Here is a 25001-nt window from a genome sequence, read left to right as displayed (position 1 = left end):
GGAGGCAGTACGTCGATGGCACGGAACATCCAGTCGCTCGAACGGGCGGCCGCGATGCTGCGCCTGCTCGCGGGCGGCGAGCGGCGGCTCGGCCTGTCGGACATCGCCTCGTCGCTGGGACTGGCCAAAGGCACCGCCCACGGCATCCTGCGCACCCTCCAGCAGGAGGGCTTCGTGGAGCAGGACGACGCGTCCGGGCGCTACCAGCTCGGCGCCGAGCTGCTGCGCCTGGGCACGACCTACCTCGACGTGCACGAGCTGCGGGCGCGCGCCCTGGTGTGGACGGACGACCTGGCGCGCTCCAGCGGCGAGAGCGTCCATCTGGGCGTCCTGCACCAGCAGGGCGTCCTGATCGTGCACCACGTCTTCCGGCCGGACGACAGCCGGCAGGTCCTGGAGATCGGGGCCATGCAGCCGCTGCACTGCACGGCGCTGGGCAAGGTGCTGTCGGCGTACGACCCGGTCGCGCACAGCGAGGCGCTGGAGGCGGACCGCAAGGCGTTCACGGACCGGACCGTCTGCGAACCGGACGCCTTCGAGAGCATCCTGGACATCACCCGCGCGCGCGGCTACGCGGCCGACGTCGAGGAGACCTGGGAGGGCGTGGCCTCCATCGCCGCGCCCATCCACGACCGCAGGCGCATGCCGGTCGGCGCGGTCGGCATCACCGGGGCCGTGGAGCGGCTGTGCCGGGACGGCGAGCTGCGGCCCGAGCTGGTCGCGGCGGTGCGCGACTGCGCCCGCGCGGTGTCGCGGGACCTGGGCGCCGGGCGCTTCTAGGACCTTTCGGCCGCGGACACGAGCATCGGGACCGGGACGCCGGACGGCGTCCCGGTCCTTTCGCGCGCCCTGGGGCAGCCCCCGTCCGCCCGGCTCCCGGGACCGATAACCCGCGACGATCAATAACGATCGTGCTTTCGATTACAGAGCTCTTGACGCATGTGTGAGGGCGAAGCGAGACTCGCGTCCATCGGTCGGCATTGTCGAACACCTACCGGCAATACGCGTTAGAGTGTGACAACGCCAAGGGCCGCCATCGCTCTCACACCGAGGGCGCCGGAACACCCGGAGGGACCCGGGGTTCGGCTTCCCCTGGACGAAGGACAAAGGAGTCGCGGGTGTCCAGCTCCGACATCTTCATCGGCGAGACCATCGGTACCGCCATACTCATCCTGCTCGGCGGCGGTGTCTGCGCCGCCGTGACGCTCAAGGCCTCCAAGGCCCGCAACGCCGGCTGGCTCGCCATCACCTTCGGGTGGGGCTTCGCCGTCATGACGGCGGCGTACATCTCGGGTCCGCTCTCCGGTGCCCATCTCAACCCGGCCGTCACCGTCGGCATCGCGATCAAGGACGGTGACTGGAGCAACACCCCGACCTACTTCGCCGGCCAGCTCCTCGGCGCCATGATCGGCGCGGTCCTGGTCTGGCTCGCCTACTACGGCCAGTTCCAGGCGCACCTCACCGACCGGGAGATCGTCGGCGGTCCGGGCGCGCAGGACACCACGGCCAAGGCCGTCGAGGCCCAGGAGAAGGGCGCCGGCCCCGTCCTCGGCGTCTTCTCCACCGGCCCGGAGATCCGGCACACGGTCCAGAACCTCGCCACCGAGATCATCGGCACCTTCGTCCTGCTGCTCGCCATCCTCACCCAGGGCCTCAACGACGAGGGCAACGGCCTCGGTGTCCTGGGCGCCCTGGCCACCGCGTTCGTGGTGGTCTCGATCGGCCTCTCCCTCGGCGGCCCGACGGGCTACGCGATCAACCCGGTCCGCGACCTCGGCCCGCGCATCGTGCACGCCCTGCTGCCCCTGCCGAACAAGGGCGGCTCCGACTGGTCCTACGCCTGGATACCGGTCGTCGGCCCGCTGATCGGCGGTGCGATCGCCGGAGGTGTCTACAACGTCGCGTTCGCCTGAGCGGACCTCCGCTCGGCCATCATCGAGCCGCAGAACACGCGCCGTACGCACCGGCCGCCACACCACGGAACCCAGGAGCACACAGTGACCGACGCTCACACCGCAGGCCCCTTCATCGCCGCGATCGACCAGGGCACCACCTCCTCGCGCTGCATCGTCTTCGACCGCGACGGACGCATCGTCTCCGTCGACCAGAAGGAGCACGAGCAGATCTTCCCCAAGCCCGGCTGGGTCGAGCACGACGCCACCGAGATCTGGACCAACGTCCAGGAGGTCGTCGCCGGGGCGGTCGAGAAGGCCGGCATCACCCGTGACGACATCAAGGCCATCGGCATCACCAACCAGCGCGAGACCACGCTGGTCTGGGACAAGAACACCGGCGAGCCCGTCCACAACGCCATCGTCTGGCAGGACACGCGCACCGACGCCCTCTGCCGGGAGCTCGGGCGCAATGTCGGCCAGGACCGCTTCCGCCGCGAGACCGGCCTGCCCCTCGCCTCCTACTTCGCCGGCCCCAAGGCCCGCTGGCTGCTCGACAACGTGGACGGCCTGCGCGAGCGCGCCGACGCCGGCGACCTGCTCTTCGGCACCATGGACACCTGGGTCATCTGGAACCTGACCGGCGGGGTGAACGGCGGCAAGCACGTCACCGACGTCACCAACGCCTCGCGCACCATGCTGATGAACCTGCACACCATGCAGTGGGACGAGAAGATCGCCGAGTCGATCGGCGTGCCGACGCAGATGCTCCCCGAGATCCGCTCCTCCGCCGAGGTGTACGGCGAGATCACGGGCGGCCGGCTCGGCGAGCTGCTCGGCGGCATCCCGGTCGCCTCCGCGCTCGGCGACCAGCAGGCGGCCCTGTTCGGCCAGACCTGCTTCTCCGAGGGCGAGACCAAGTCGACGTACGGCACCGGCACCTTCATGGTGATGAACACCGGTGACAAGCTCATCAACTCCTACTCGGGCCTGCTCACCACCGTCGGCTACAAGATCGGCGACCAGGACACGGTCTACGCCCTGGAGGGCTCGATCGCCGTCACCGGTTCGCTGGTGCAGTGGATGCGCGACCAGATGGGCCTGATCTCCACCGCCGCCGAGATCGAGACCCTCGCCCTCACGGTCGAGGACAACGGCGGCGCCTACTTCGTGCCGGCCTTCTCCGGCCTGTTCGCCCCGTACTGGCGCTCCGACGCCCGCGGTGTGATCGCCGGCCTCACCCGGTACGTCACGAAGGCGCACCTCGCGCGCGCCGTCCTGGAGGCCACCGCCTGGCAGACGCGCGAGATCGCGGACGCCATGACGAAGGACTCCGGGGTGGAGCTGACCGCCCTCAAGGTCGACGGCGGCATGACCTCCAACAACCTGCTGATGCAGACCCTCGCCGACTTCGTGGACGCCCCCGTGGTGCGCCCGATGGTCGCCGAGACCACCTGCCTCGGCGCCGCCTACGCCGCCGGCCTGGCCGTCGGCTTCTGGAACAGCACCGACGACCTGCGCGCCAACTGGCGGCGGGCCGCCGAGTGGACCCCCCGCATGGACGCGGAGACCCGCGACCGTGAGTACAAGAGCTGGCTCAAGGCCGTCGAGCGGACCATGGGCTGGATCGCCGACGAAGACTGACTAGGAGCAAGACCGCAATGACCACTCAGCCCGCCCTGCAGTCCGTGCCTGCCCTGGGGACGCACTCGGCCTCCGGCTCCAATCCGAGCCGGGCCGAGACCCGGGAGCAGCTCTCCAAGGCGTCGTACGACCTTCTCGTGATCGGCGGCGGCATCCTCGGCATCTCCACCGCCTGGCACGCCGCGCAGTCCGGCCTCAGGGTGGCCGTGGTCGACGCCGGCGACTTCGCCGGCGCCACCTCCTCAGCCTCCTCCAAGCTGCTCCACGGCGGACTGCGCTACCTGCAGACCGGCGCGGTGAAGCTGGTGGCGGAGAACCACTTCGAGCGCCGTGCGGTCTCCCGCCAGGTCGCCCCCCACCTGGCGAACCCGCTCACCTTCTACCTCCCCGTGTACAAGGGCGGGCCGCACGGCGCGGCGAAGCTCGGGGCCGGCGTCTTCGCGTACTCGGCGCTGTCCGCCTTCGGAGACGGCGTCGGCCACCTGCTCTCCCCGGCGAAGGCCGCGCAGGACGTGCCGGAGCTGCGCACCGACAACCTCAAGGCCGTGGCCGTGTACGGCGACGACCAGATGAACGACGCCCGCATGGCCCTGATGACCGTCCGCGCGGCGGTCGACTCCGGCGCGGTGGTGCTCAACCACGCCGAGGTGACCGGCCTGCGGTTCACCCGGGGCCGGGTGACCGGTGCCGAGCTGAAGGACCGGATGACCGGGGACGAGTTCGGGGTGAACGCCCGCCTCGTGCTCAACGCCACCGGCCCCTGGGTCGACCACCTGCGCCGGATGGAGGACCCGGACGCGGCCCCGTCCATCCGCCTGTCCAAGGGCGCGCACCTGGTCCTCAAGCGCACCGCGCCCTGGAAGGCCGCGCTGGCGACCCCGATCGACAAGTACCGGATCACCTTCGCCCTCCCCTGGGAGGACATGCTGCTGCTCGGCACGACCGACGAGGAGTTCGAGGGCGACCCGGGGGACGTCTCGGTCAACGACAAGGACATAGCCCAGATCCTCGACGAGGCCGCGTTCTCCATCCGCGACCAGCAGCTCGACCGGGACCTGATCACGTACTCCTTCGCGGGTCTGCGGGTGCTGCCGGGCGGTCCCGGTGACACCGCGAAGGCGAAGCGCGAGACGGTCGTCACCGAGGGCCGCGGCGGCATGCTGTCCGTCGCCGGCGGCAAGTGGACCACCTTCCGCCACATCGGCCGTACGGTCATGAAGAAGCTGGAGGCGCTGCCGGGCCACCCCCTCGGCGACGACTTCGAGCCGATCTCCTCGCTGCCGAAGAAGCTGCCGCTGCCCGGCGTCGCCAACCCGCGCGCCGTCGCGCACCGGCTGCTGGTGGACAACCCGGCGCCCGGTCCGCGGATGGCGGCGGACACCGCCAGGCACCTGGCCACGCACTACGGCTCGCTGGCCTTCGACATCGCCCGGCTCGCCAACGAGAACCCGGAGCTGGCCGCCCGCGTCCACCCGGACGCCCCGGAGATCTGGGCACAGGTCGTCTGGGCGCGCGACAACGAGTGGGCCCAGACCCCGGAGGACGTGCTGCGCCGCCGGACGACGCTGACGATCCGCGGCCTGGCCACGGACGAGGTCCGCGCGAAGGTCCAGGACCTGCTCGACGGGAAGTGAGACCCGCGTCCGCCGCCCACCGCCACCCCGGCCGGTGGGCGGCGGACGGCGGGCCCCGGGACCGCCATAATGTCCTGAGACATCGGATGTCTGAGCGGCATCCCGGACCCAGGGAGGTCGGCCGTGGCGGTCACCGACGAGGCGATCGAGAAGATCAAGGACATGATCGTCTCCGGCGCGCTGCGACCGGGCGACCGGCTGCCCAGGGAGAGCGAGCTCGCCGCCGACCTCGGCCTGTCCCGCAACTCCCTGCGCGAGGCCGTGCGCGCGCTCTCCCTGATCCGGATCCTGGACGTGCGCCAGGGCGACGGCACCTACGTCACCAGTCTGGATCCGCAACTCCTGCTGGAGGCCCTCAGCTTCGTCGTCGACTTCCACCGCGACGACACGGTGCTGGAGTTCCTCGCCGTGCGCCGCATGCTGGAGCCGGCCGCGACCGCGCTGGCTGCCTCCCGGATCAGTGAGCGGGAACTGGACGCCCTCAGCGCCCGGCTGGACGCCCTGGGCACCGAACCCTCGGTGGAGGAACTGGTCGCCTGCGACCTCGAGTTCCACCGGAGCATCGTCGGAGCGTCGGGCAACTCGGTCCTGTGCTCCCTCCTCGACGGCCTGTCCGGTCCCACCACGCGGGCGCGGGTCTGGCGCGGGCTCACCCAGGAGGACGCGGTCGGACGCACCCTGCACGAGCACCGCGCGATCCTCGCCGCGCTGCGCGACCGGGACGCGGAGGCGGCGCGTTCGTGGGCGACGGTGCACATCGCGTCCGTGGAGCAGTGGCTGCGCGCCAGTCTCTGACCGTCCTGGCCGGTGGTGCGGCGGCGCGGCGGCGCGGCGGGTGTCCGGGCGCCGGGAACGGGGCAGTGATCCGTTCACCGCCCCGCGCAAGGGGGCTGCGGAGGGCCCCTCGGCACGCCGTAAGGTTGTGGGGTACGCGAGGGCACGTCGGAAGGAGGCGCTGGGTGATCGAGCTCGAGGGGGTTCCCGAGCTGGTCGACCCGGTCATGGTGGCCGCGTTCGAGGGCTGGAACGACGCAGGTGACGCCGCCTCCACCGCGGTCGCGCATCTCGACCGGGAGTGGAAGGGCGAGGTGTTCGCGGCGCTGGACGCCGAGGACTACTACGACTTCCAGGTCAACCGGCCCACGGTGTTCATGGAGGACGGCGTCCGCAAGATCACCTGGCCGACGACCCGGCTCTCGGTGGTCCGCGTCGGCGGCGACACACCGCGCGACCTCGTCCTGGTCCGCGGGATCGAACCGTCCATGCGCTGGCGCTCGTTCTGCAACGAACTGCTCGGCTTCGCCCATGAGCTGGGCGTCGAGCTGGTGGTCGTCCTGGGCGCCCTGCTGGGCGACACCCCGCACACGCGTCCGGTCCCGATCAGCGGGACCACGTCGGACGCCGACCTGGCCCGGCGCATGGACCTGGAGGAGACCAAGTACGAAGGGCCCACGGGCATCGTCGGCATCCTCCAGGAGGCCTGCACCCACGCGGGCGTACCGGCCGTGTCCCTGTGGGCGGCGGTGCCGCACTACGTGTCGCAGCCGCCCAACCCGAAGGCCACGCTGGCCCTGCTGAACCGGCTGGAGGACCTGATCGGCGTGCGTGTGCCGCTGGGCGAGCTGCCCGAGGACGCGCGTGCCTGGCAGACGGGCGTGGACCAGCTCGCCGCCGAGGACAGCGAGGTCGCCGAGTACGTCCAGTCGCTGGAGGAGGCCCGGGACACCGCGGAGCTGCCGGAGGCGTCGGGTGAGGCGATCGCCCGCGAGTTCGAGCGGTACCTGCGCCGCCGGGACGGCTCCGGACCGGGCGGCCACGCCACGGCGGACGGCGGCGACGGCACGCCCCAGACACCGTTCCTCCGGGACAACCCGAGCGGGCGGGCCCGTCCGCCGAGACCGCCGAAGACGAGCGGCGACGACGAGGAGTCCTCGGAGGACTGAGTCGACGCGCAGACGTGCGGCAGGGGGCGCTTCCCGCGGGAAGCGCCCCCTGCCGCACGCGGGGCGGGCCCTACAGGGCGACGCCGAGCAGCGCGTCGACGGCCCGGGAGACGACACCGGGTGCCCCGATGTCCGTGCCGCCGCTCTCCCGCTGGAGCGCGGCCCAGCGGTCGACGGCCTCCAGTGCGGCCGGGGAGTCCAGGTCGTCGGCGAGAGCCGCGCGGATCTCCTCGACGAGGGCGTCGGCGGGCGGGCCGTCGGGCCGGGAGACGGCGGCGCGCCAGCGCTCCAGGCGGTCCACGGCGTCCGGCAGCACCTGGTCGGTCCACTCCCAGTCCGACCGGTAGTGGTGGGCGAGCAGCGTCAGCCGGATCGCGGCCGGGTCGACGCCCTCGTGCCGCAGCTTCGACACGAAGACCAGGTTGCCCTTGGACTTCGACATCTTCTCGCCGTCGAGAGCGACCATGCCGGCGTGGACGTACGCCTTGGCCATCGGGAACTCGCCGGTGAGCGCCTGCGCGTGCGAGGCGCCCATCTCGTGGTGCGGGAAGGCGAGGTCGGAGCCGCCGCCCTGGACGTCGAAGCCCATGCCGAGGTGGTCGAGGGCGATGGCCACGCACTCGATGTGCCAGCCGGGCCGTCCGCGGCCGAGCGAGGCGCCGTCCCAGCTGGGCTCGCCCTCGCGGGCGGCCATCCACAGCATGGGGTCGAGGGGGTTCTTCTTGCCCGGCCGGTCCGGGTCGCCGCCCCGCTCGGCGGAGAGCAGCCGCATGGCGGCCGCGTCCAGGTGGGAGACCCCGCCGAAGTGCGGGTCCGCCTCGACGGAGAAGTAGGTGTCGCCCTCGAGTTCGTAGGCGGCGCCGAGATCCCGCAGCCGCTCGACGAGCGGGACGATGCCGGGTATGGCCTCGACGGCACCTATGTAGTGCCGCGGCGGCAGCATCCGCAGCGCCGTCATGTCCTCGCGGAAGAGGGCGGTCTCCTGCTCGGCGAGGGCGGTCCAGTCGACACCGTCCCGCACGGCACGCTCCAGGAGCGGGTCGTCGACGTCGGTGACGTTCTGGACGTAGTGAACCTGCCGCTTGTTGTCGAGCCACACGCGCTGCACGAGGTCGAACGCGTTGTAGGTCGCCGCGTGTCCCATGTGGGTGGCGTCGTACGGCGTGATGCCGCAGACGTAGAGGCGGGCGACGGGACCGGGGTCGAGGGTGACCAGGCCTCCGGTCGCGGTGTCGTGGATCCTCAGGTCGCGGCCCTGACCAGGCAGGGCGGGGACCTCGGAAGCGGGCCAGGCATGCATGTCATGAGCGTAACCGGACTGATGTTGCGTGCACGAACCGGACCGGGCCGGACGGCCGGTAAGGCGCTCTTGCGCGACGCGCGCCGGTGTGCAGCCCCCGGGAGCACTAGACCGGCGGCCAGGGGATGGCCGGCCACTCCCCGCTGGGCTCGGGGTGCCGCCCGGAGGCCAGCAGGGCGTCGACCCGCGCGCGCGTGGCGTCGAGCTCGGCGGGGGTGATCAGCGCGGCGAGCCGGCCGGCCAGGGTGCCGCCGTCCTTCAGCGCCTCGCGAAGGGCGTCCAGGACCGTCAGGGCCTCCCCGGTGAGCGGGTCGCCCGCCCAGCCCCACAGGAGGGTGCGCAGCTTGTTCTCGGCGTGGAAGGTGACCCCGTGGTCGATGCCGTACAGCCGCTCGCCGGCCGCGGGCAGCAGGTGGCCGCCCTTGCGGTCGGCGTTGTTGAGTACGGCGTCCAGGACGGCGAGCCGGCGCAGGCGTTCGTCGTCGGCGTGCACCAGCAGCGCGGTGCGGCCCTCGTCGACCTGGGCGAGGCCGACGGCCTTCCAGCCGGGGCCGGGCTCCTCGGCGTCCACCAGGGCGAGCAGCTCCGTCTCCGGCACGGCCTCGATCCACAGCTGGACCATGCCCTCACCGTACGGCCCCTCGCGCAGCACGGTGGGCGGTACGAGGCCCCAGCCGGTCGCCTCGGCGACCTCGTAGGCGGCGACCTCGCGCTGGGCGAGGGTGCCGTCGGGGAAGTCCCACAGGGGCCGCTCGCCGGCCACCGGCTTGTAGATGCAGGCCGCCTCGCGCCCCTCGTGCGTCACCGTGCAGTACAGGGCCGCGTTGGAGGCGTCACGGATGCGTCCGCGCACGGTCAGCTCGCCCCGGGCGAGCAGCTCGGCGGCCGCGGCGTCGGTGGTCACGCTCCGCGGCGGTATCCGTTCTGGCGCGGACATACGTGTCCTTCCGGGTCGAGCGGGAGGCTGCACAGCGGGCACGGCGGCCGCCCGGCGTTGACGACGTCGAGGGCGCGCTTGGCGAAGGCCCTGGCCTGCGCGCCGGTGAGGCGGACCCGGAGCATCGGCGGGCCGTTCTCCTCGTCCTGGAGGAGCCGTTCCTCGGCCTCCGCCAGGTCCTCCTCGGACTCGGCGTCCAGCTCGACGAGGGCCTGGGCCTCGACGATCATGCGCTGGTCCTCGCCGTCCCAGGCGAGCGCCATGGTGCCGACCCGGAACTCCTCCTCCACCGGAGTGTCCAGCGGGGCGGTGTCGGCGGGTTCCGTGGGCGCCACGGCGGGGACGGCGGTGCTGCCGCCGCTGCGCCGCACGACCTCGTCGAGGAGTTCGTCCATGCGCTCGGCGAGAGCGGCGACCTGGGTCTTCTCCAGGGCCACGCTGGTCACCCGGGAGCCCGCGGTGGCCTGGAGGAAGAACGTACGGCGCCCGGGCAGCCCGACCGTGCCGGCCACGAAACGTTCCGGTTGGTCGTAGAGGAACACCTGACGGGACACGTCCTGTCTCCATGAGAAGTCGTAAGAAGCGGAATGACCGAGTCGGTCACTGCTGCGATCGCCTCACCCTACTGCGGCCGACGATCACGGTGCGCCCGCACCACCACCGACCGTGGCCTCGTCGCCCGGCGGCTCCTGCCGCGGGGCCAGGGAGGCGAGGTCACCGGTGTCGCCGAGGCGCACCAGGAACGGGCGCAGCCGGGTGTAGCGGATCGCGGTGACGGAGCAGGGCTCGACGGAGATCCGCTGGAAGAGGTCGAGATGCAGGCCGAGTGCCTCCGCGACGAGGGACTTGATGATGTCGCCGTGGGAGCACATGAGGTAGACGGCGTCGGGACCGTGGTCGCGCTCCACGCGCGCGTTCCACTCGCGCACCGCCTCGGCGGCGCGGGTCTGCATCGCGCGCATCGACTCGCCGCCGGGGAACGCGGCGGCGGACGGGTGCGCCTGCACCACCTCCATCAGGGGCTCGTCCTTCAGCTCGGCCAGTTTGCGGCCGGACCAGTCGCCGTAGTGGCACTCCCCGATCCGCTCGTCGGTGTGCGCCCGCAGTCCGGGCCGGGCGTCGAGCAGGGGCCGGACCGTCTCCTGGCAGCGCTGGAGCGGGCTGGCGACGATCTCGGAGAGCGGCAGGGCTGCGAGCCGCTCGGGCAGGGCGGCGGCCTGTGCGGCGCCGCGTTCGTCGAGGGCGACGCCGGGCGTCCAGCCGGCGAGGAGCCCCTCGGTGTTGGCGGTGGAACGTCCGTGCCTAACCAGGATCAGCGTGGGCATGCGGCCAGGGTAGGCGTACGGCGCGGCACGAGGGCGCCGGGGCGAAGGGAGAATGCGTTCGGTGATCGTCGACTGTGCCATCTACCGGGACGGGCACCGCGCGGACGGGCCCGAGGACTTCTCCGACGCGGTCGGCGAGGCGCGCGCCGCGGGCGGCTTCGTCTGGATCGGGCTGCACGAACCGACGGAGGAGGAGTTCGACCTGGTCACCCAGGAGTTCGGACTGCATCCGCTGGCGGTGGAGGACGCCCTGAAGGCGCATCAGCGGCCCAAGCTGGAGGTGTACGAGGACTCGCTCTTCGCCGTCCTGAAGCCGGTGGTCTACGACGCGGCGAGCGACGCCGTGTCCGCCGGTGAACTCATGCTCTTCATGGGCGACGCCTTCGTGGTCGTCGTCCGGCACGGCGAGGGCGCCCCGCTGAAGGCCGTGCGCCGGCGCCTGGAGCAGGAGCCGGAGCTGCTCGGCAAGGGCCCCACCGCGGTCCTGTACGCGGTGGCGGACGCCGCCGTCGACCACTACCTGGACGTGGCCGTCGAGCTGCAGAACGACCTGGAGGAGCTGGAGGCGGAGGTCTTCTCGCCGGACGGCGGCGGCTCGCGCCACACCGCGTCCCGGATCTACAACTTCAAGCGGCAGATCCTGGAGTTCCGGCGGGCGACCGGTCCGCTGGCACCGCCCCTGGCCCGGCTGTCCGGGACGGGGGCGGCCGGCGCCGGGGTGCCGTTCGTCAACGAGAAGGCACGGCCGTTCTTCCGGGACGTGAGCGACCACCTCACGCGGGTGAACGAGTCGGTGGAGGGTCTGGACCGGCTGGTCTCGGACATCCTGTCGGCGCACCTGGCGCAGACGAGCGTCCGGCAGAACGACGACATGCGGAAGATCTCCGCGTGGGCGGCCATGGCGGCGGTCCCGACGATGGTCGCGGGGGTGTACGGCATGAACTTCGAGCACATGCCGGAGCTGCGCTGGGAGTGGGGCTATCCGGCGGTGATCGTGGTGATGGCCGTCCTGGAGGTGCTGCTCTACCGGACGTTCAAGAGCCGGGGCTGGCTGTAGCGCGGAGGGCGGGTCCGGCCCGTCAGGCCACCTCCGGGGCCACGGCCCCCGGCCCGCCGAGCGCGTCGCGGCGAGCGGGGGTGCGCAGCGTCACCATGCGGCGCCAGCCGGCCAGCCGCTCGTAGGCGTACGCGGCGTGGATGCCCGCCGCGAGCATCGCGGACCGGGGGCGCGACCACCCGAGGAGGCGCCCCATGCGGGCCATCACGGCGAGGCTGACGTCCCGGTGGACCCGGATCTCCGCGAGGGCGCACTCGCGGAGCGTCCGCTGGATGTACCGGCCGTGTCCGGCGGCCGCGTAGCGCAGCAGTTCCTCGTGGGAGTAGGCGAGGTGGTTGTCCTCGTCGGCCGAGATCATCCGGACGGCGCGGCCCAGCTCCGGGTGGTCCCCGAAGTACTTGAGGAGCATCGCCATCTGCTCGGCCGCGCGCTGCTCGGTGACCCTGCTGTGCGCGAGGTAGGTGATGATGTCCCGCACCGTGAGCGGCTGGTCGGCCTTGAGCTTCTCGTGGGCGAGGCCGATGCCGTGCCGCTCCAGGAGCATGGTGTAGTCGGTCTCGGGAGGCACTTCGACGGGATCCAGCCCGCGCTTCTTCAGCAGGGCGCCGAAGATCCGGCCGTGTTTGTCCTCGTCGGCGCCGTGCCGGGTGATCTTGGGGGCGAGGGCGCGCTCGCTCTCCGGCACCAGCGCGGCGATGCGCGCGTTCTCCCAGCCGCCCTGCGACTCACCGCTGGCCGCGATCGAGCAGAAGAGACGGAACGACTCGTCGTTGTCGAGGATCTCCTGGAACAGACTCCTGGCCGAAAGCATCGTTGGCCCCTCTCCTGCCTCTGCCGCGGTTCCGCGGACTCCGCAGGGCACGAGTCAAGTGCGGGTGGCGGGGCGCGGCAACAGGTGCGGCGGACAACTGCGCCGAACGAGGGAGGGCCGGGGACGGGAGAAGGCGTAACCACACGGGCGCGGGCGCGTTGATCCCCGTGACGGCCGTGGCGGGGAAGACCCCCGAGCCCCCACCACGGCCGCAGATTCCACAGCAAGCCCCAGACCCCTCTCCGGTGGACCGGATCGCGGGGCTGGGCGGTACGGCTACTGAGCCAGCCCGGCGCGGTCCAGGGCCTCCGTACCGGCGCGGAGCGAGGCGATCCGCTCGTCCAGGGTGAAGCCCGCGGGCGCGAGGGTCAGCGTGGTGACGCCGGCGGCGGCGTAGGCCTTCATCCGGTCCGCGATGCGGTCGACGGAGCCGAGCAGGGTCGTCTGGTCGATCAGGTCGTGCGGTACGGCCGCGGCGGCTCCCTGCTTGTCGCCGGCCAGGTACTTGTCCTGGATCTCGGCGGCCTCCCGCTCGTAGCCCATGCGCTGGGCGAGCTGGTTGTAGAAGTTCTGCTTGCGGCTGCCCATGCCGCCGACGTAGAGCGCGGTGTAGGGGCGGAAGGTGTCGGCGAGTGCGGCGACGTCCTTGTCCTCGCCGAGGGCGAGCGGCACGGTCGGGCAGACGTCGAAGCCGTCGAGGGTCTTCCCCGCCTTCTCACGGCCGGCGCGCAGGTGCCGGATCGCGGTGTCCTCCAGGTGATCGGCGGACGGGAAGATCAACAGGGCGCCGTCGGCGATCTCGCCGGTCTGTTCCAGGTTCTTCGGGCCGATGGCGGCGATGTACAGCGGGATGTGCTCGCGCTGCGGGTGCACGGTCAGCTTGATCGGCTTGCCGGGGCCGCCCGGCAGCGGCAGCGTCCAGTGCTGCCCCTCGTACGACAGGCGCTCGCGGGTCATCGCCTTGCGCACGATCTCCACGTACTCGCGGGTGCGGGCGAGCGGCTTGTCGAACTTGACGCCGTACCAGCCCTCGGAGACCTGGGGGCCGGAGACGCCGAGGCCGAGGCGGAAGCGCCCCTGGGAGAGGGAGTCCAGGGTGGCGGCCGTCATCGCGGTCATCGCGGGCTGGCGGGCCGGGATCTGGAAGATGGCCGAGCCGACGTCGATGCGCTCGGTCTGGGCGGCGACCCAGGTGAGCACGGTGGCCGCGTCGGAGCCGTAGGCCTCGGCGGCCCAGCAGACGGCGTAGCCGAGCCGGTCGGCCTCCTGGGCGACGGCCAGGTTGTCCGCGTCCATTCCGGCACCCCAGTAGCCGAGGTTGATCCCGAGCTGCATGGCCGATTCCCCTTACCGATCAGTAACGTTGTGTGCGCCCCGACCATAGCGCGGGAATTCGGTTGTCCACAGGCCCCCACAGCGCAAGCCGTGGCCAGTAATGTCGCCGTCCATGGAGCAGAGGCATCTCGGCCGCACGGGCCTGCGCGTGTCCCGTATCGGTCTCGGCACCCTGACCTGGGGCCGGGACACCGACGAGCATGACGCGGCCGACCTCTTGAAGACCTTCTGGGAGGCGGGCGGGACCCTCGTCGACACGGCGGACGTGTACGGCGACGGGGAGGCGGAGTACCTGCTCGGCCGGTTGATGGAGGGCCTCGTGCCGCGCCGGGACCTGGTGATCTCCACCAAGGCGGGCAGCGTGCCGGACCCCGACCGCCGTTTCGACGGTTCGCGTGCCCATCTGCTCTCGGCGCTGGACGCCTCGCTGGCCCGTCTCGGCACGGACCACGTCGACGTGTGGCATCTGCACGCCTTCGATCCGCACACCCCGCTGGAGGAGACGCTGCACGCCCTCGACGTGGCGGTGAGCAGCGGCAGGGCCCGGTACGCGGGCGTCTCGAACTTCTGCGGCTGGCAGCTGGCCAAGGCGGCGACCTGGCAGCTGGCGGCGCCGGGCGTGCGCAACCGGCTGGCGAGCACGCAGATGGAGTACTCGCTGCTCCAGCGGGGCATCGAGCGCGAGGTGCTGCCGGCCGCCCTGGACCTGGGCATTGGTCTGCTGCCCTCCTCTCCGCTGGGACGCGGGGTCCTCACCGGCAAGTACCGCAAGGACGCCACGCCGCCGGACTCGCGGGGCGCCTCGGACCACCTGGCCCCGTTCGTCGCGCCGTACCTCGACGAGGCGGCCGGTCACATCGTGGACGCGGTGGCGACGGCGGCGGACGGGCTCGCGGTGACGCCGCTCCAGGTGGCACTGGCCTGGGTCCGGGACCGGCCCGGCGTGGTCGCCCCGATCGTCGGCGCGCGCAACGCGCGGCAGCTCACGGCGGCGCTGTCAGTGGAGACCCTTAGTCTTCCTGACGAGATCTGCCGGGCGCTGGACGACGTGTCGGCGCCGGTGCACCGCTATCCCGATCACGACTGGAGCACGCTGTGAGCACGGAGCCCGAGTCCGCCTCTGAGGACACCGCGGAAGCCGTGGACGCCGGGCCGGGGGCCCAGGGCACCACGCCCGGGGCGGAGCCGGACGCCGCCGAGGGCGCAGCGGCGGCCGACGGCCGGGCCGAGGCGGCCGCCGGACCGCCGGAAGGCGAGGGCGCGGACGACGCCGGGCCGGCGGCCGCGGGTGACGGCGGTTCGTCCGCCCCGGCCACCGGGACGGACGCGAGTGACGAGGGCTCGGGAGATCCGGCCCGCGCGGCGGAGGCCGGGACGACCGCCTCGGCAGCCGACGGTCCCGGCGGCGAGGGAACCGGGGAGCCGGACGGGGCGGACGCCGGCGGTGCCGGTGTAGCGGATCGGCTCTCCGAGGCCGAGGCCGAGCTGGCCGCGCAGCGCCTGGAGCGGGAGCGGATCGAGCGGCGCAAGGCCGAACGGCAGGGGACGATCGCCGCCGGGGGCAAGCTCAGCGGCACGGCGGCCGACCTGCTGGCCGCCGTGCGCGCCGTGGAGAGCGGCGAGAAGCCGACGGCCACGGTCTTCGAAGATCCCGCCCCCGCCCCGCGCCGGACCGCCCAGGAGCCGGTGCGGCGACCGCGTCCGGCGCCGGCCGAGCCCGCCGGCCCGGCGGGGCCCGCGCCGGAAGCCGTCGAGGCCGTCCGGCGCGTCCTGACCGAGGGCGGCGCCCCCGAGGCGCTCGCGCCGCAGACCGCCGCGCTCCTCGGCGAGGCGGCGGAGGAGGCGCTGCGCGCGGACCCGTGGCAGTTGCTGAGGGTCGGCGGGGTCCGGCCCGAGCAGGCCGACGGGTTCGCCCGGGCGCTGCTCGGCGCGGAGTGCCGCCCGGACGACGAGCGGCGCGGCCGTGCGGTCACCGTGTGGCTGCTGGAGCAGGCGGCGCTGGCCGGGCACACGGCCCTGGAGCTGCCGCGGCTCACCGCGACCCTGGCCCAGCGGGGCGTGCCGGACCCCGACGCCGCCGTGCAGAGCACGCTGGCCGAGGGTGAGGCGCTCGCCTTCCAGGACGCCCTGGAGCAGACCGGCACCCACCCCCAGCCCGCACCGGGCGGGACGGAGGGGACGGACGAGGCGGACGGGACGGACGGGGCCGATGAGGGTGAGGGCCACCCGGTCCGGGTCCTGATCGGTCTGGAGCGCTACGCCCTCGCCGAGGAGAGTCTGGCCGACGGTCTGGCCCGGCTGGTCAACTCGCCCCCGAAGCAGGACGGTTCGGCGGCCGACTGGGAGCGGGCCGCCGCCGGCGCGCCGGGTTCCGCGGCCGAGCTGATCCGAGCCGTCGCGGACCACGGGCTGGTCCTGCACACCGGCGGGGAGGCGTCCCTGACCGAACCGGCCGCCCTGCTGCACGCGGCGCACGCCCTGGGCCTGCGTGCCTGGGCCGCCGCGCACGGGCCGCTGGGCCGAGACCGCTTCGCCGCCCTGGCGGCCCACCGGGCAGGCGGGCCGCCCTCCCAGGACCCCACCGCACCGGCCTCCACCGCACCGGATCCCGCCGCCTCCGACGGCTCCGTCCCGGCCGGTCCCGGTGCGGCCGAGCGGGCCGTCGTCACCGTGAGCGGGCTGCTCACCGGGGCGGAGGGGCCGGGACGCGACGCGGACGGCGCGCTGGACCTCGATCTGCTCGTCGTGCTCGACGCGCCGCAGCTCGACGTCGAGGCGGGCGCCCTGCTGGCGGAGTCGCTGCCGGACGGTGCCCGGCTGGTGCTGTCAGGTGACCCGGGGGTGCTGTGGTCAGCGGGGCCCGGGCGGGTCTTCGCGGACCTGCTGGCGGCGCGGATCTGCCCCCGGGTCGCCTCGCGGCGCCCGGACCCCGGCCCGCTCGGCGAGCTGGTCTCCGGCATCGGGATCGGCGAGCTGGGCCAGGTGGAGTCGCCCGGGAAGGAGGTCGTGATCGTGCCGGTGCGCGACGCCGGCGAGGCCGTCCACCGCACCGTCCAGCTCGTGGCCGACTCGGTGCCGCGCGCGCTCGGCGTTCCCGCCGAGGAGACCCAGGTGATCACGCCGGGCCACGGCGGCGCGGCGGGCACACGGGCGCTCAACGCGGCACTGAAGCAGCGGCTGAACCCGGGGCCCGGGCGCTTCGGCGGCTTCGACTCCGGCGACCGCGTCGCCTACTCCCCCGCGCCCGGCCGTGTGCTGCCGGGCCGGGTGGTGCGGGCGGACGCCGACGGACTGCACCTGACCTGCGCCGACGAGGCCGTCGTCGTACCGAGGGAGCGGGTGGAGCAGTCCGTACGCCATGGCTGGGCGCTGACCGCTCACCAGGCGGTGGGCGGCCGGTGGCCGGCGGTGGTCGTGGTACTGCCCGGGGACGCCGCGCAGGCTCTCAGCCGTCCCTGGGTGTACACGGCGTTCGGCCGGGCCGCGCGTCATCTGTCCGTGGTGCACGGCGTGGAGCAGGCGCTGCCGCGGGCCGTCGCCGAGGTTCCCGCGAAGCCGCGCACGACCCGGCTGCCGGTGCTGCTCGCGCCGCAGGTCCCGGTGGCCGACTGAGCGTCCGGCCGGGCACCCGGCCGGCTCTGACGTGGGCGACGGCGGCCACGGGGATGTCCCCGCGGCCGCCGCCGTCATGCCGTCCCGCGGCTCGCGCCGTTCAGCGGTCCGAATCCAGCCGCGCGGGTTCGCCGTCCCGGCCCCGGAGGGGCTCCAGGTCCTCGTCCGCGTCCAGGTCGGGGTCCAGGTCCTCGTCCAGGTCGAGGTCCTCCTCCAGGCCCTCCAGGTCGGCGCCGTCCTCGTCCGCGTCCTCGTCGACGCCGTCGTCCATGCCGTCGTCGAACTCCTCGTCGAACACCGCGCTGACGTCGAAGCGGCAGACCACGTGCTGAGCGTCGACCTGCTCGAACGGGGCCTCCAGCCACTCGCCGGGGTCGGGGGTCTCCTCCGCGGCCGTCACCCAGAGCGTGGAGTCGCCCTCCTCCAGGCCGAACTCCTTGTGCCGGGAGGCGATCTCGTCCGGCTCGAACTCGCCGAACAGCAGACCGAGCGCCCCGTGCACCGTGCCCGAGGCCGCCACCCCCGCGCCCTCGTCGTCCGCCGCCTCGATCCGACGGGCCTGGGCCATCAGCCGCTGCGGCTCGGCCACGGCGTAGTCACGGCGGATCAGGACGCTCACCGCGTTCGGCTCCTCGGGCCCCGTGTACGGGGGCAGCGAGTCCTCCGCGTCGGGGATCTCGAAGGGGGTGACCTCGTCGTAACGGTCGTAGAGCAGTTCGTCGTACGCCTCCGCGGCCGCGGCCAGCTGGTTGAACGCGTCGTAGACGGCCGGGTCGTCCTCCCCCGACCGGCGTTCGACCGCGGCCAGGTGGCGGTCGAGCGCGGTCTTGACCGCCTCGGCGGCGGCGCGTACCTCGGCAGCGGTGGGCTGCGCAGCATCAGACATAGTGCAGACGCTATCCGTACCGGACCCCAGCCCGCACAATAGATGCGATGCCGGAATACGAATTTGTCGACGTGTACGTGCCACGCGGGGTCTCCCGCAAGGAGACGACGCGTCTGCTGACGGACCACGCCGAGTACGGACACTGGGAGCTCTACCGCCTGAGCCTGCTGCGCGACGGCAGCCGCAGGGTGCGGTTGCGGCGGCGGATCATCCGCCAGGTGCGCGCCACCTGGTGAGCCGGGTGACCGGCTCGACCGGACGGAGTGGCGCGGACCGCGGTGGCGGACTCCGCGGTGACGGAAACGGAGCGGGCCCCGCTGGTGCGGGGCCCGCTCGGCGTGCCGCTCCTGCGGCCCGCGTCACGCCGAGGCGCGCGCCTTGCGGTAGAGCACCGTGCCGGCGAGCCGCGCGTCGCCCCGGGGCTGCGCGACGGCCTGGGCACCCGGCTGGTTGCCGCCGGGGGAACCACCCGGCGTCTCGTGGCCCGGGCCGGGCGGAGTGCCGGGGTTTCCGGGGTTTCCGGGGGTGCCTGGGTCACCAGGGTTTCCGGGGGTGCCCGGGTTTCCGGGGTCACCAGGGTTACCCGGATCACCAGGGTCACCGGGATCGCCAGGGTTACCCGGCTCACCAGGGTCGCCCGGGTCACCCGAGCCCCCGTTGCCGCAGTCGTTGCCGGTGGTCGGATTGAGGACACCGATGACGGAGAGGCTGTTGCCGCAGACGTTCACCGGCACGTGGACCGGCGCCTGGATGTGGTTCCCGGAGCCGACGCCGGGCGAATCGGTGGCGTGCCCGCCCGCGTGCGAGCCGCCGTGCGAGCCGCCCTGGTCCCCGTAGCCGCCGTGGTCCCCGTACCCGCCGGACGCACCGCCGCCCTGGTTGGCGCACGAGTTGCCCATCGCCGGGTTGAGGACGCCCACGACGTCGACCGTGTTGCCGCAGACGTTCACCGGCACGTGCACCGGTGCCTGCACCGTGTTGCCGGACAGTACGCCGGGCGACCCCGAACTCGCTCCGTGCGCGCCCGAGTCCGCGTGGGCGGTGCCGCCCGCGGCGGCGATCACGCCGGTGGCCGCCGCCATCGTCATCAGGCCCTTGCGGGTGACCTGTCGCATTTCCTGAATCCCTGCCTTGCCCTGGTCCCGTGGATACGGGAATGCCGAGAATTCCCACGTTGCCGTCGTTCCCACGCCCTCGAAGGCCGCACAGTCCGTCGGCCCCGGAGCGCGTGGCGCGCGCTCCGGGGCCGACGGACTCAGACCCTCAGGGGGCGAGGCACAACGTCACTTGTTGATGCAGACGTTGCCGAAGGCGGGGTTCAGCAGACCGATCACGGAGATCGTGTTGCCGCAGACGTTCACCGGCACGTGGACGGGCACCTGAACGACGTTGCCGGAGAGGACGCCGGGCGAGTGCACAGCGGCACCCTGGGCACCGGAGTCGGCGACGGCCATGCCGGCGCCCGCGAGAACCAGACCACCGGTGGCAGCCGCGGCGGCGACGACCTTCTTGAACATTGTTCCTCCTAGTTGGCAAAGCGATCCAGGTTGCTGATCGCATCACCTGTAACGAGGAGGGAGTAATGAGGCTACGAGCTTATGAGCGCATTCACCCGTCCCGGGCGCCTCCCGCACGCGCGGCCGAATAGCGCCGTGTGCGGAAGACGCGTTTCTCCGGGCGATTCAGGACGCGTCGATGAAACGGTCGAGCACCCGCACCCCGAACTGCAGTCCCTCCACCGGCACCCGCTCGTCCACCCCGTGGAACATGCCCGCGAAGTCCAGCTCCGGCGGCAGCTTCAGCGGCGCGAAGCCGAAGCCCCGGATGCCGAGGTCGTCGAAGGACTTCGCGTCCGTGCCGCCGGAGAGCATGTACGGGATCGCCTTGGCGGCCGGGTCCTCGGCGAGCAGCGCGGACTGCATGGCGTCGACGAGCGCGCCGTCGAAGGTGGTCTCGACGGCCTTGTCGGCGTGCACGTCCTCGCGCCGCACCTTCGGGCCGAGGATCCGGTCGAGGTCGGCGAGGAACTCCTCCTCGTGGCCGGGCAGGAACCGGCCGTCGACGTGCGCGGTGGCCTCACCGGGGATGACGTTGACCTTGTAACCCGCGCCCAACTGCGTCGGGTTGGCGGTGTTGCTCAGGGTCGCGCCGATGAGCTTGGCGATACCGCCGAGCTTGGCGAGGGTTCCCTCCATGTTCTCCGGGTCCAGCTCGGTGCCGAGCGCGTCGCCCAGTTCGTCGAGGAAGGCCCGGGTGGTCTTGGTGACGCGGACGGGGAACTGGTGGCGGCCGAGGCGTGCGACGGCCTCCGACAGCTCGGTGATGGCGTTGTCGCGGTGGATCATCGAGCCGTGCCCGGCGGTGCCGGCCACGGTCAGCTTCATCCAGTGCATGCCCTTCTCGGCCGTCTGGATCAGGTAGAGGCGGCGCTGCTCGCTCACGGTGAAGGAGAAGCCGCCCACCTCGCTGATCGCCTCGGTGACGCCCTCGAAGAGGCCGGGGTGCCGGTCGACGAGGTATCGGGCGCCGTACGTTCCGCCGGCCTCCTCGTCCGCGAGGAACGCCAGCACGATGTCGCGCGGCGGCCTGCGCCCGCTGCGCAGCCGGTCGCGGACGACCGCCAGGGTCATCGCGTCCATGTCCTTCATGTCGACCGCGCCGCGCCCCCACACGCACCCGTCCGCGATCTCGCCGGAGAAGGGGTGGTGGGTCCAGTCGTCCGCGTTGGCCGGGACGACGTCGGTGTGGCCGTGGATGAGCAGCGCGGGCCTGGACGGGTCCTCGCCCTCGATCCGGGCCACCGTGGACGCGCGTCCGGGGTGGGACTCGAAGATCTGCGGTTCGAGTCCGACCTCGGCGAGCTTCTCGGCGACCCACTCGGCCGCCTTGCGCTCGCCCGGGCCCGAGTGGTCCCCGTAGTTGCTGGTGTCGATCCGGATCAGCTCGCGGCAGAGGTCGACGACCTCGTCCTCGCCGGTGACGCTGCTGGCCGTGCCCGAGTCGCTCACGTGGTTCCTCCCGCTGTCACTGCTGGTGTCCCTGCTGGTTTCCCTGCCGGTGGGTCCCTCTCATCCTCCTCCCCGGACCGTCCGGGCCCAAGGAGGGGGTGATCGGCCACCCCGGAAAGCCTGGTAATGTTTACGTCGTCGCCGCGGGCAACACCCCGCACGACAGACACCTTGTCCGGGTGGCGGAATGGCAGACGCGCTAGCTTGAGGTGCTAGTGCCCTTTATCGGGCGTGGGGGTTCAAGTCCCCCCTCGGACACCAGTGAAGACCCCTGCTCGTCAGGGGTCTTCTGCTTTTCCGGAGCCCGCTCCGACCAGGCACAATGGCCGCCATGACCACCCCCTCCTGCCCGTGCGGGCTGCCCGGTCCGTACGAGAAGTGCTGCGGCCGCTTCCACTCGGGTGCCGCCTCCGCGCCGACCGCCGAGGCCCTGATGCGCTCGCGCTACAGCGCCTTCGTCCGGCTGGACGCGGGTTACCTGCTGCGGACCTGGCATCCCCGGACGCGACCCGAGCGGCTCGATCTCGACCCGGGTACACGGTGGGCCGGACTGGAGATCCTCGCCACCACCGACGGGTCCGCCTTCCACTCCGCCGGGACCGTGACCTTCCGGGCGTCCTACCGCGGTGGGTCGCTGCACGAGCGCAGCCGGTTCGAGCGGGTCGACGGGGCGTGGGTGTACGTGGACGGGGAGTTTTCGGAGTAGTCCGCGTCAGGGCGCCAGGATGTCCAGCTCCTGAAGCGCCCCCACCGTGATCTCCCGGGTCAGCCGCTCCGCGCGCTCCGCGTCCCGGGCGCGCACCGCCTCGGCGACCTGGACGTGCAGGGTGACGGCGGCCGGGTCGGGGTCCTCGAACATCACGTCGTGGTGGGTGCGGCCCGCCAGGACCTCGGCGACGACACCGCCGAGACGCGCGAACATCTCGTTGCCGGAGGCGGTCAGGATGACGCGGTGGAAGGCCACGTCGTGGAAGAGGTACTGCTCCAGCCGGTGACCGCTCGAGTTCGCGACCATGCCGAGCGCGCACTCGGTCAGCTCGGCGCACTGCTCGGGCGTGGCGAGGCGTGCCGTCAGCCCCGCCGCCACCGGCTCGACCGCCGAGCGCAGCACGGTGAGGGAGCGCAGCTGCCGCGGGCGCTCGGAGCCGGCCAGGCGCCAGCGGATGACCTGCGGGTCGTAGACGTTCCACTCGCACTCGGGCAGGACGGTCACGCCCACGCGGCGGCGCGACTCCACGAGGTGCATGGACTCCAGTACGCGGACCGCCTCGCGCATCACCGAGCGCGACACCTCGAAACGCTGGGCCAGCTCGTCCGTGCGCAAAACGCTGCCCGCAGGGTATTCGCCCGCTGTGATCGCGGGGCCGAGGGTGTCCAGTACGCGGCCGTGCAGCCCCCGGCCCGGTGTGCTCATGCACTCAGCGTACGGGGCAGATCACGGGAACAAAAAGTCAGACTTATATGTCACAGGCTCTTGAATTTGTCGTACCTAATGGGTTTCAGTTGCGTCGACATCACGTGTCGACGAAGACAGCAGACAGCGAGAGTGCGATGCAGCCACTGCACACCCCCCATGTCGTCGTGGTCATGGGCGTAGCGGGCACCGGGAAGACCACGATCGGTCCCCTGCTCGCGGCCCGGCTCGGCGTTCCCTACGCCGAGGGCGACGACTTCCATCCGCCGGCCAACATCGCCAAGATGACGGCCGGCACCCCGCTCACCGACGAGGACCGGTGGCCCTGGCTGGACGCCATCGGCGGCTGGGCGCACGGGCGGGCGGGACTCGGCGGCGTGGTGAGCAGCTCGGCGCTGAAGCGGTCGTACCGCGACCGGCTGCGGGCCGCCGCTCCCGGGGTCGTCTTCGTGCACCTCACGGGCAGCCGCGAGCTGATCGAGGACCGGATGTCGCACCGCCAGGGGCACTTCATGCCGACGGCCCTGCTCGACTCCCAGTTCGCCACGCTCCAGCCGCTGGAGCCGGACGAGGCGGGGGTCGCGGTGGACGTCGCCGGCTCCCCCGAGGAGATCACCGAACGGGCGGCGACCGCCCTGACGGACCTTCCCGAGCCGGTCCAGTAACCCCCCACCCCCCTTCGCGGGGTCGTGCCGCCACCCGCGGGCCCGGCCCCGGAGCCCCCGAACCCCCATCACCGCAAGGAAACCACCGTGACCAGACTCAGCGTCGAGATGCTGGCAGCGGACACCGTCGAGCCCATCACCTCGGCCGGCCACGCCCAGCTGGGCATCGCCGTGCTCCTGGGCATCGCCGTCATCGTCCTGCTCATCACCAAGTTCAAGCTGCATGCCTTCCTGTCGCTGACCATCGGGTCGCTGGCCCTCGGCGCGTTCGCCGGGGCCCCGCTGGACAAGGTCATCACCAGCTTCACCGCCGGGCTCGGCTCCACCGTCGCGGGCGTCGGCGTACTGATCGCGCTCGGCGCGATCCTCGGCAAGATGCTCGCCGACTCGGGCGGCGCCGACCAGATCGTCGACACCATCCTCGCCAAGGCGAGCCCGCGTTCGATGCCGTGGACGATGGTCCTCATCGCCTCCGTCATCGGACTGCCGCTCTTCTTCGAGGTCGGCATAGTCCTGCTGATCCCGGTCGTGCTGATGGTCGCCAAGCGCGGCAACTACTCGCTGATGCGCATCGGCATCCCGGCCCTGGCCGGACTGTCCGTCATGCACGGTCTGGTGCCGCCGCACCCCGGTCCGCTGGTCGCGATCGACGCGCTGGGCGCCAACCTCGGCGTGACCCTCGCGCTGGGCGTCCTGGTCGCCATCCCGACGGTGATCATCGCCGGGCCGGTCTTCTCCAAGTACGCGGCCCGCTGGGTGGACGTCCCCGCTCCCGACCGCATGATCCCGCAGCGCGCCTCGGAGGAGCTGGAGAAGCGCCCCGGTTTCGGCGCCACGCTGGCCACCATCCTGCTGCCGGTCGTGCTGATGCTGGCCAAGGCGCTCGTCGACATCATCGTCGACGACCCGGAGAACCTGGTGCAGCGCACCTTCGACGTGATCGGCAACCCGCTGATCGCCCTGCTCGCGTCCGTGATCGTCGGCATCTTCACGCTGCTGCGCCCGGCCGGGTTCGGCAAGGACCGCCTCTCGGGGCTGGTCGAGAAGGGCCTCGCGCCCATCGCGGGCATCCTGCTGATCGTCGGCGCGGGCGGCGGCTTCAAGCAGACGCTGATCGACTCCGGCGTCGGCCAGATGATCCTGGAGATCTCCGAGGACTGGTCCATCCCGGCGCTGCTGCTGGCCTGGCTGATCGCGGTGGCGATCCGGCTGGCGACCGGTTCGGCGACCGTGGCGACCGTCTCGGCGGCCGGTCTGGTCGCACCGCTGGCGGCCGACATGTCGACCACGCACGCGGCCCTGCTGGTTCTGGCCATCGGCGCCGGCTCGCTCTTCTTCAGCCATGTCAACGACGCCGGCTTCTGGCTGGTGAAGGAGTACTTCGGCCTGAACGTCGGCCAGACCATCAAGACCTGGTCCGTCATGGAGACGATCATCTCGGTGGTCGCCGGTGCCCTGGTCCTGCTGTTGTCCCTGATCATCTAGCGCCGCCGGCCCGAAGCCGGCGGAGAGAGCGGCCGTTCCCCGATCCCCGGGGA

At 72.5% G+C, this 25001-nt stretch carries 24 protein-coding genes and 1 tRNA gene; 14 read left to right on the top strand and 11 right to left on the bottom strand.

What is annotated here, in order from left to right; translation table 11 throughout:
* The first annotated feature begins 15 nt into the window (after window positions 1-15).
* From ACZ6EG_RS20680 to parJ, 6 genes are all read left to right on the top strand, one after another.
* Window positions 16-780 (top strand): IclR family transcriptional regulator, encoded by a 765-nt coding sequence (locus ACZ6EG_RS20680; RefSeq protein ID WP_356605955.1) that lies wholly within the window; start codon window positions 16-18, stop codon window positions 778-780.
* Between the two features lie 338 nt (window positions 781-1118).
* Window positions 1119-1913 carry an MIP/aquaporin family protein gene (locus ACZ6EG_RS20675; protein WP_356605957.1) on the top strand — a complete coding sequence of 265 codons (795 nt, stop codon included), beginning with the start codon at window positions 1119-1121 and terminating at the stop codon, window positions 1911-1913.
* Between the two features lie 84 nt (window positions 1914-1997).
* A complete protein-coding gene (gene glpK, locus ACZ6EG_RS20670; RefSeq protein WP_391970227.1) occupies window positions 1998-3536 on the top strand; it encodes a glycerol kinase GlpK in 1539 nt (512 codons plus the stop codon).
* Between the two features lie 17 nt (window positions 3537-3553).
* Window positions 3554-5170: a glycerol-3-phosphate dehydrogenase/oxidase gene (locus tag ACZ6EG_RS20665; protein WP_469606402.1), complete on the top strand. Its 1617-nt coding sequence runs from the start codon at window positions 3554-3556 to the stop codon at window positions 5168-5170.
* 123 nt (window positions 5171-5293) lie between these two features.
* Window positions 5294-5965, top strand: a complete 672-nt coding sequence (locus ACZ6EG_RS20660; RefSeq protein ID WP_469606400.1) for a FadR/GntR family transcriptional regulator — start codon at window positions 5294-5296, stop codon at window positions 5963-5965.
* A gap of 164 nt (window positions 5966-6129) precedes the next feature.
* Window positions 6130-7113: a filament polymerization regulator ParJ gene (gene parJ, locus ACZ6EG_RS20655; protein WP_356605965.1), complete on the top strand. Its 984-nt coding sequence runs from the start codon at window positions 6130-6132 to the stop codon at window positions 7111-7113.
* 70 nt (window positions 7114-7183) lie between these two features.
* Here parJ and mshC read toward each other — a convergent pair whose 3' ends face one another.
* The 4 genes from mshC to ACZ6EG_RS20635 form a co-directional block, all read right to left on the bottom strand.
* Entirely contained in the window at window positions 7184-8413 is a 1230-nt protein-coding gene (gene mshC / locus ACZ6EG_RS20650; protein WP_391970224.1) for a cysteine--1-D-myo-inosityl 2-amino-2-deoxy-alpha-D-glucopyranoside ligase, read from the bottom strand.
* Between the two features lie 106 nt (window positions 8414-8519).
* The gene (locus ACZ6EG_RS20645; protein WP_391970223.1) at window positions 8520-9350 is read right to left on the bottom strand and encodes an SCO1664 family protein; all 831 of its coding nucleotides are present in this window, start codon (window positions 9348-9350) and stop codon (window positions 8520-8522) included.
* Window positions 9314-9904, bottom strand: coding sequence for a DUF3090 domain-containing protein (locus ACZ6EG_RS20640; RefSeq protein WP_053128347.1), 591 nt, complete (start codon window positions 9902-9904; stop codon window positions 9314-9316). The genes ACZ6EG_RS20645 and ACZ6EG_RS20640 overlap by 37 nt, the downstream gene beginning before the upstream one ends.
* Window positions 9905-9988: 84 nt before the next feature.
* Window positions 9989-10675, bottom strand: coding sequence for a histidine phosphatase family protein (locus tag ACZ6EG_RS20635; protein WP_391970222.1), 687 nt, complete (start codon window positions 10673-10675; stop codon window positions 9989-9991).
* A 61-nt stretch (window positions 10676-10736) separates the two neighbouring features.
* Between ACZ6EG_RS20635 and corA the strand changes: the two genes are divergently transcribed.
* Window positions 10737-11732, top strand: coding sequence for a magnesium/cobalt transporter CorA (gene corA, locus ACZ6EG_RS20630; RefSeq protein WP_391970221.1), 996 nt, complete (start codon window positions 10737-10739; stop codon window positions 11730-11732).
* Between the two features lie 22 nt (window positions 11733-11754).
* Here corA and ACZ6EG_RS20625 read toward each other — a convergent pair whose 3' ends face one another.
* Together ACZ6EG_RS20625 and ACZ6EG_RS20620 are read right to left on the bottom strand one after the other, a co-directional pair.
* Complete coding sequence (locus ACZ6EG_RS20625; protein ID WP_469606393.1) at window positions 11755-12543, bottom strand: ferritin-like domain-containing protein; 789 nt, start codon at window positions 12541-12543, stop codon at window positions 11755-11757.
* Between the two features lie 276 nt (window positions 12544-12819).
* The gene (locus ACZ6EG_RS20620) at window positions 12820-13878 is read right to left on the bottom strand and encodes an LLM class F420-dependent oxidoreductase (RefSeq protein ID WP_356605978.1); all 1059 of its coding nucleotides are present in this window, start codon (window positions 13876-13878) and stop codon (window positions 12820-12822) included.
* A gap of 112 nt (window positions 13879-13990) precedes the next feature.
* Between ACZ6EG_RS20620 and ACZ6EG_RS20615 the strand changes: the two genes are divergently transcribed.
* Window positions 13991-14977 carry an aldo/keto reductase gene (locus ACZ6EG_RS20615; protein WP_356605980.1) on the top strand — a complete coding sequence of 329 codons (987 nt, stop codon included), beginning with the start codon at window positions 13991-13993 and terminating at the stop codon, window positions 14975-14977.
* Window positions 14974-17490, top strand: a complete 2517-nt coding sequence (locus tag ACZ6EG_RS20610; RefSeq protein WP_469606388.1) for a helix-hairpin-helix domain-containing protein — start codon at window positions 14974-14976, stop codon at window positions 17488-17490. Before ACZ6EG_RS20615 ends, ACZ6EG_RS20610 begins: the two co-directional genes overlap by 4 nt.
* Window positions 17491-17590: 100 nt before the next feature.
* Here the strand turns inward: ACZ6EG_RS20610 and ACZ6EG_RS20605 are convergent, their stop codons facing one another.
* On the bottom strand, window positions 17591-18376 hold the full coding sequence (locus ACZ6EG_RS20605; RefSeq protein WP_391970218.1) for a hypothetical protein: 786 nt from the start codon (window positions 18374-18376) through the stop codon (window positions 17591-17593).
* A 47-nt stretch (window positions 18377-18423) separates the two neighbouring features.
* On the opposite strand from ACZ6EG_RS20605, the gene ACZ6EG_RS20600 reads away from it, so the two are divergent.
* Window positions 18424-18612, top strand: a complete 189-nt coding sequence (locus tag ACZ6EG_RS20600) for a DUF5703 family protein (protein WP_027758838.1) — start codon at window positions 18424-18426, stop codon at window positions 18610-18612.
* A gap of 123 nt (window positions 18613-18735) precedes the next feature.
* On the opposite strand, the gene ACZ6EG_RS20595 is transcribed toward ACZ6EG_RS20600, so the two are convergent.
* From ACZ6EG_RS20595 to ACZ6EG_RS20585, 3 genes are all read right to left on the bottom strand, one after another.
* Complete coding sequence (locus ACZ6EG_RS20595) at window positions 18736-19491, bottom strand: chaplin (RefSeq protein WP_469606383.1); 756 nt, start codon at window positions 19489-19491, stop codon at window positions 18736-18738.
* 168 nt (window positions 19492-19659) lie between these two features.
* Window positions 19660-19893, bottom strand: a complete 234-nt coding sequence (chpH, locus tag ACZ6EG_RS20590) for a chaplin ChpH (protein ID WP_053128361.1) — start codon at window positions 19891-19893, stop codon at window positions 19660-19662.
* A gap of 165 nt (window positions 19894-20058) precedes the next feature.
* Window positions 20059-21384: a M20/M25/M40 family metallo-hydrolase gene (locus ACZ6EG_RS20585; RefSeq protein WP_391970216.1), complete on the bottom strand. Its 1326-nt coding sequence runs from the start codon at window positions 21382-21384 to the stop codon at window positions 20059-20061.
* 173 nt (window positions 21385-21557) lie between these two features.
* On the opposite strand from ACZ6EG_RS20585, the gene ACZ6EG_RS20580 reads away from it, so the two are divergent.
* Both ACZ6EG_RS20580 and ACZ6EG_RS20575 read left to right on the top strand, forming a co-directional pair.
* A tRNA-Leu gene (locus tag ACZ6EG_RS20580) sits at window positions 21558-21645 on the top strand.
* Between the two features lie 61 nt (window positions 21646-21706).
* Window positions 21707-22090: a YchJ family protein gene (locus tag ACZ6EG_RS20575; protein ID WP_391970215.1), complete on the top strand. Its 384-nt coding sequence runs from the start codon at window positions 21707-21709 to the stop codon at window positions 22088-22090.
* 6 nt (window positions 22091-22096) lie between these two features.
* Here ACZ6EG_RS20575 and ACZ6EG_RS20570 read toward each other — a convergent pair whose 3' ends face one another.
* The gene (locus ACZ6EG_RS20570; RefSeq protein WP_383648634.1) at window positions 22097-22798 is read right to left on the bottom strand and encodes a FadR/GntR family transcriptional regulator; all 702 of its coding nucleotides are present in this window, start codon (window positions 22796-22798) and stop codon (window positions 22097-22099) included.
* A 137-nt stretch (window positions 22799-22935) separates the two neighbouring features.
* Between ACZ6EG_RS20570 and ACZ6EG_RS20565 the strand changes: the two genes are divergently transcribed.
* Window positions 22936-23463 (top strand): gluconokinase, encoded by a 528-nt coding sequence (locus ACZ6EG_RS20565; RefSeq protein WP_391970214.1) that lies wholly within the window; start codon window positions 22936-22938, stop codon window positions 23461-23463.
* Window positions 23464-23550: 87 nt separating this feature from the next.
* Window positions 23551-24948, top strand: a complete 1398-nt coding sequence (locus ACZ6EG_RS20560; RefSeq protein ID WP_356605998.1) for a GntP family permease — start codon at window positions 23551-23553, stop codon at window positions 24946-24948.
* Window positions 24949-25001 lie beyond the last annotated feature (53 nt).

This window comes from Streptomyces sp. NPDC041968 (assembly GCF_055589025.1).
This window is presented reverse-complemented; position numbering and strand designations above follow the sequence as displayed.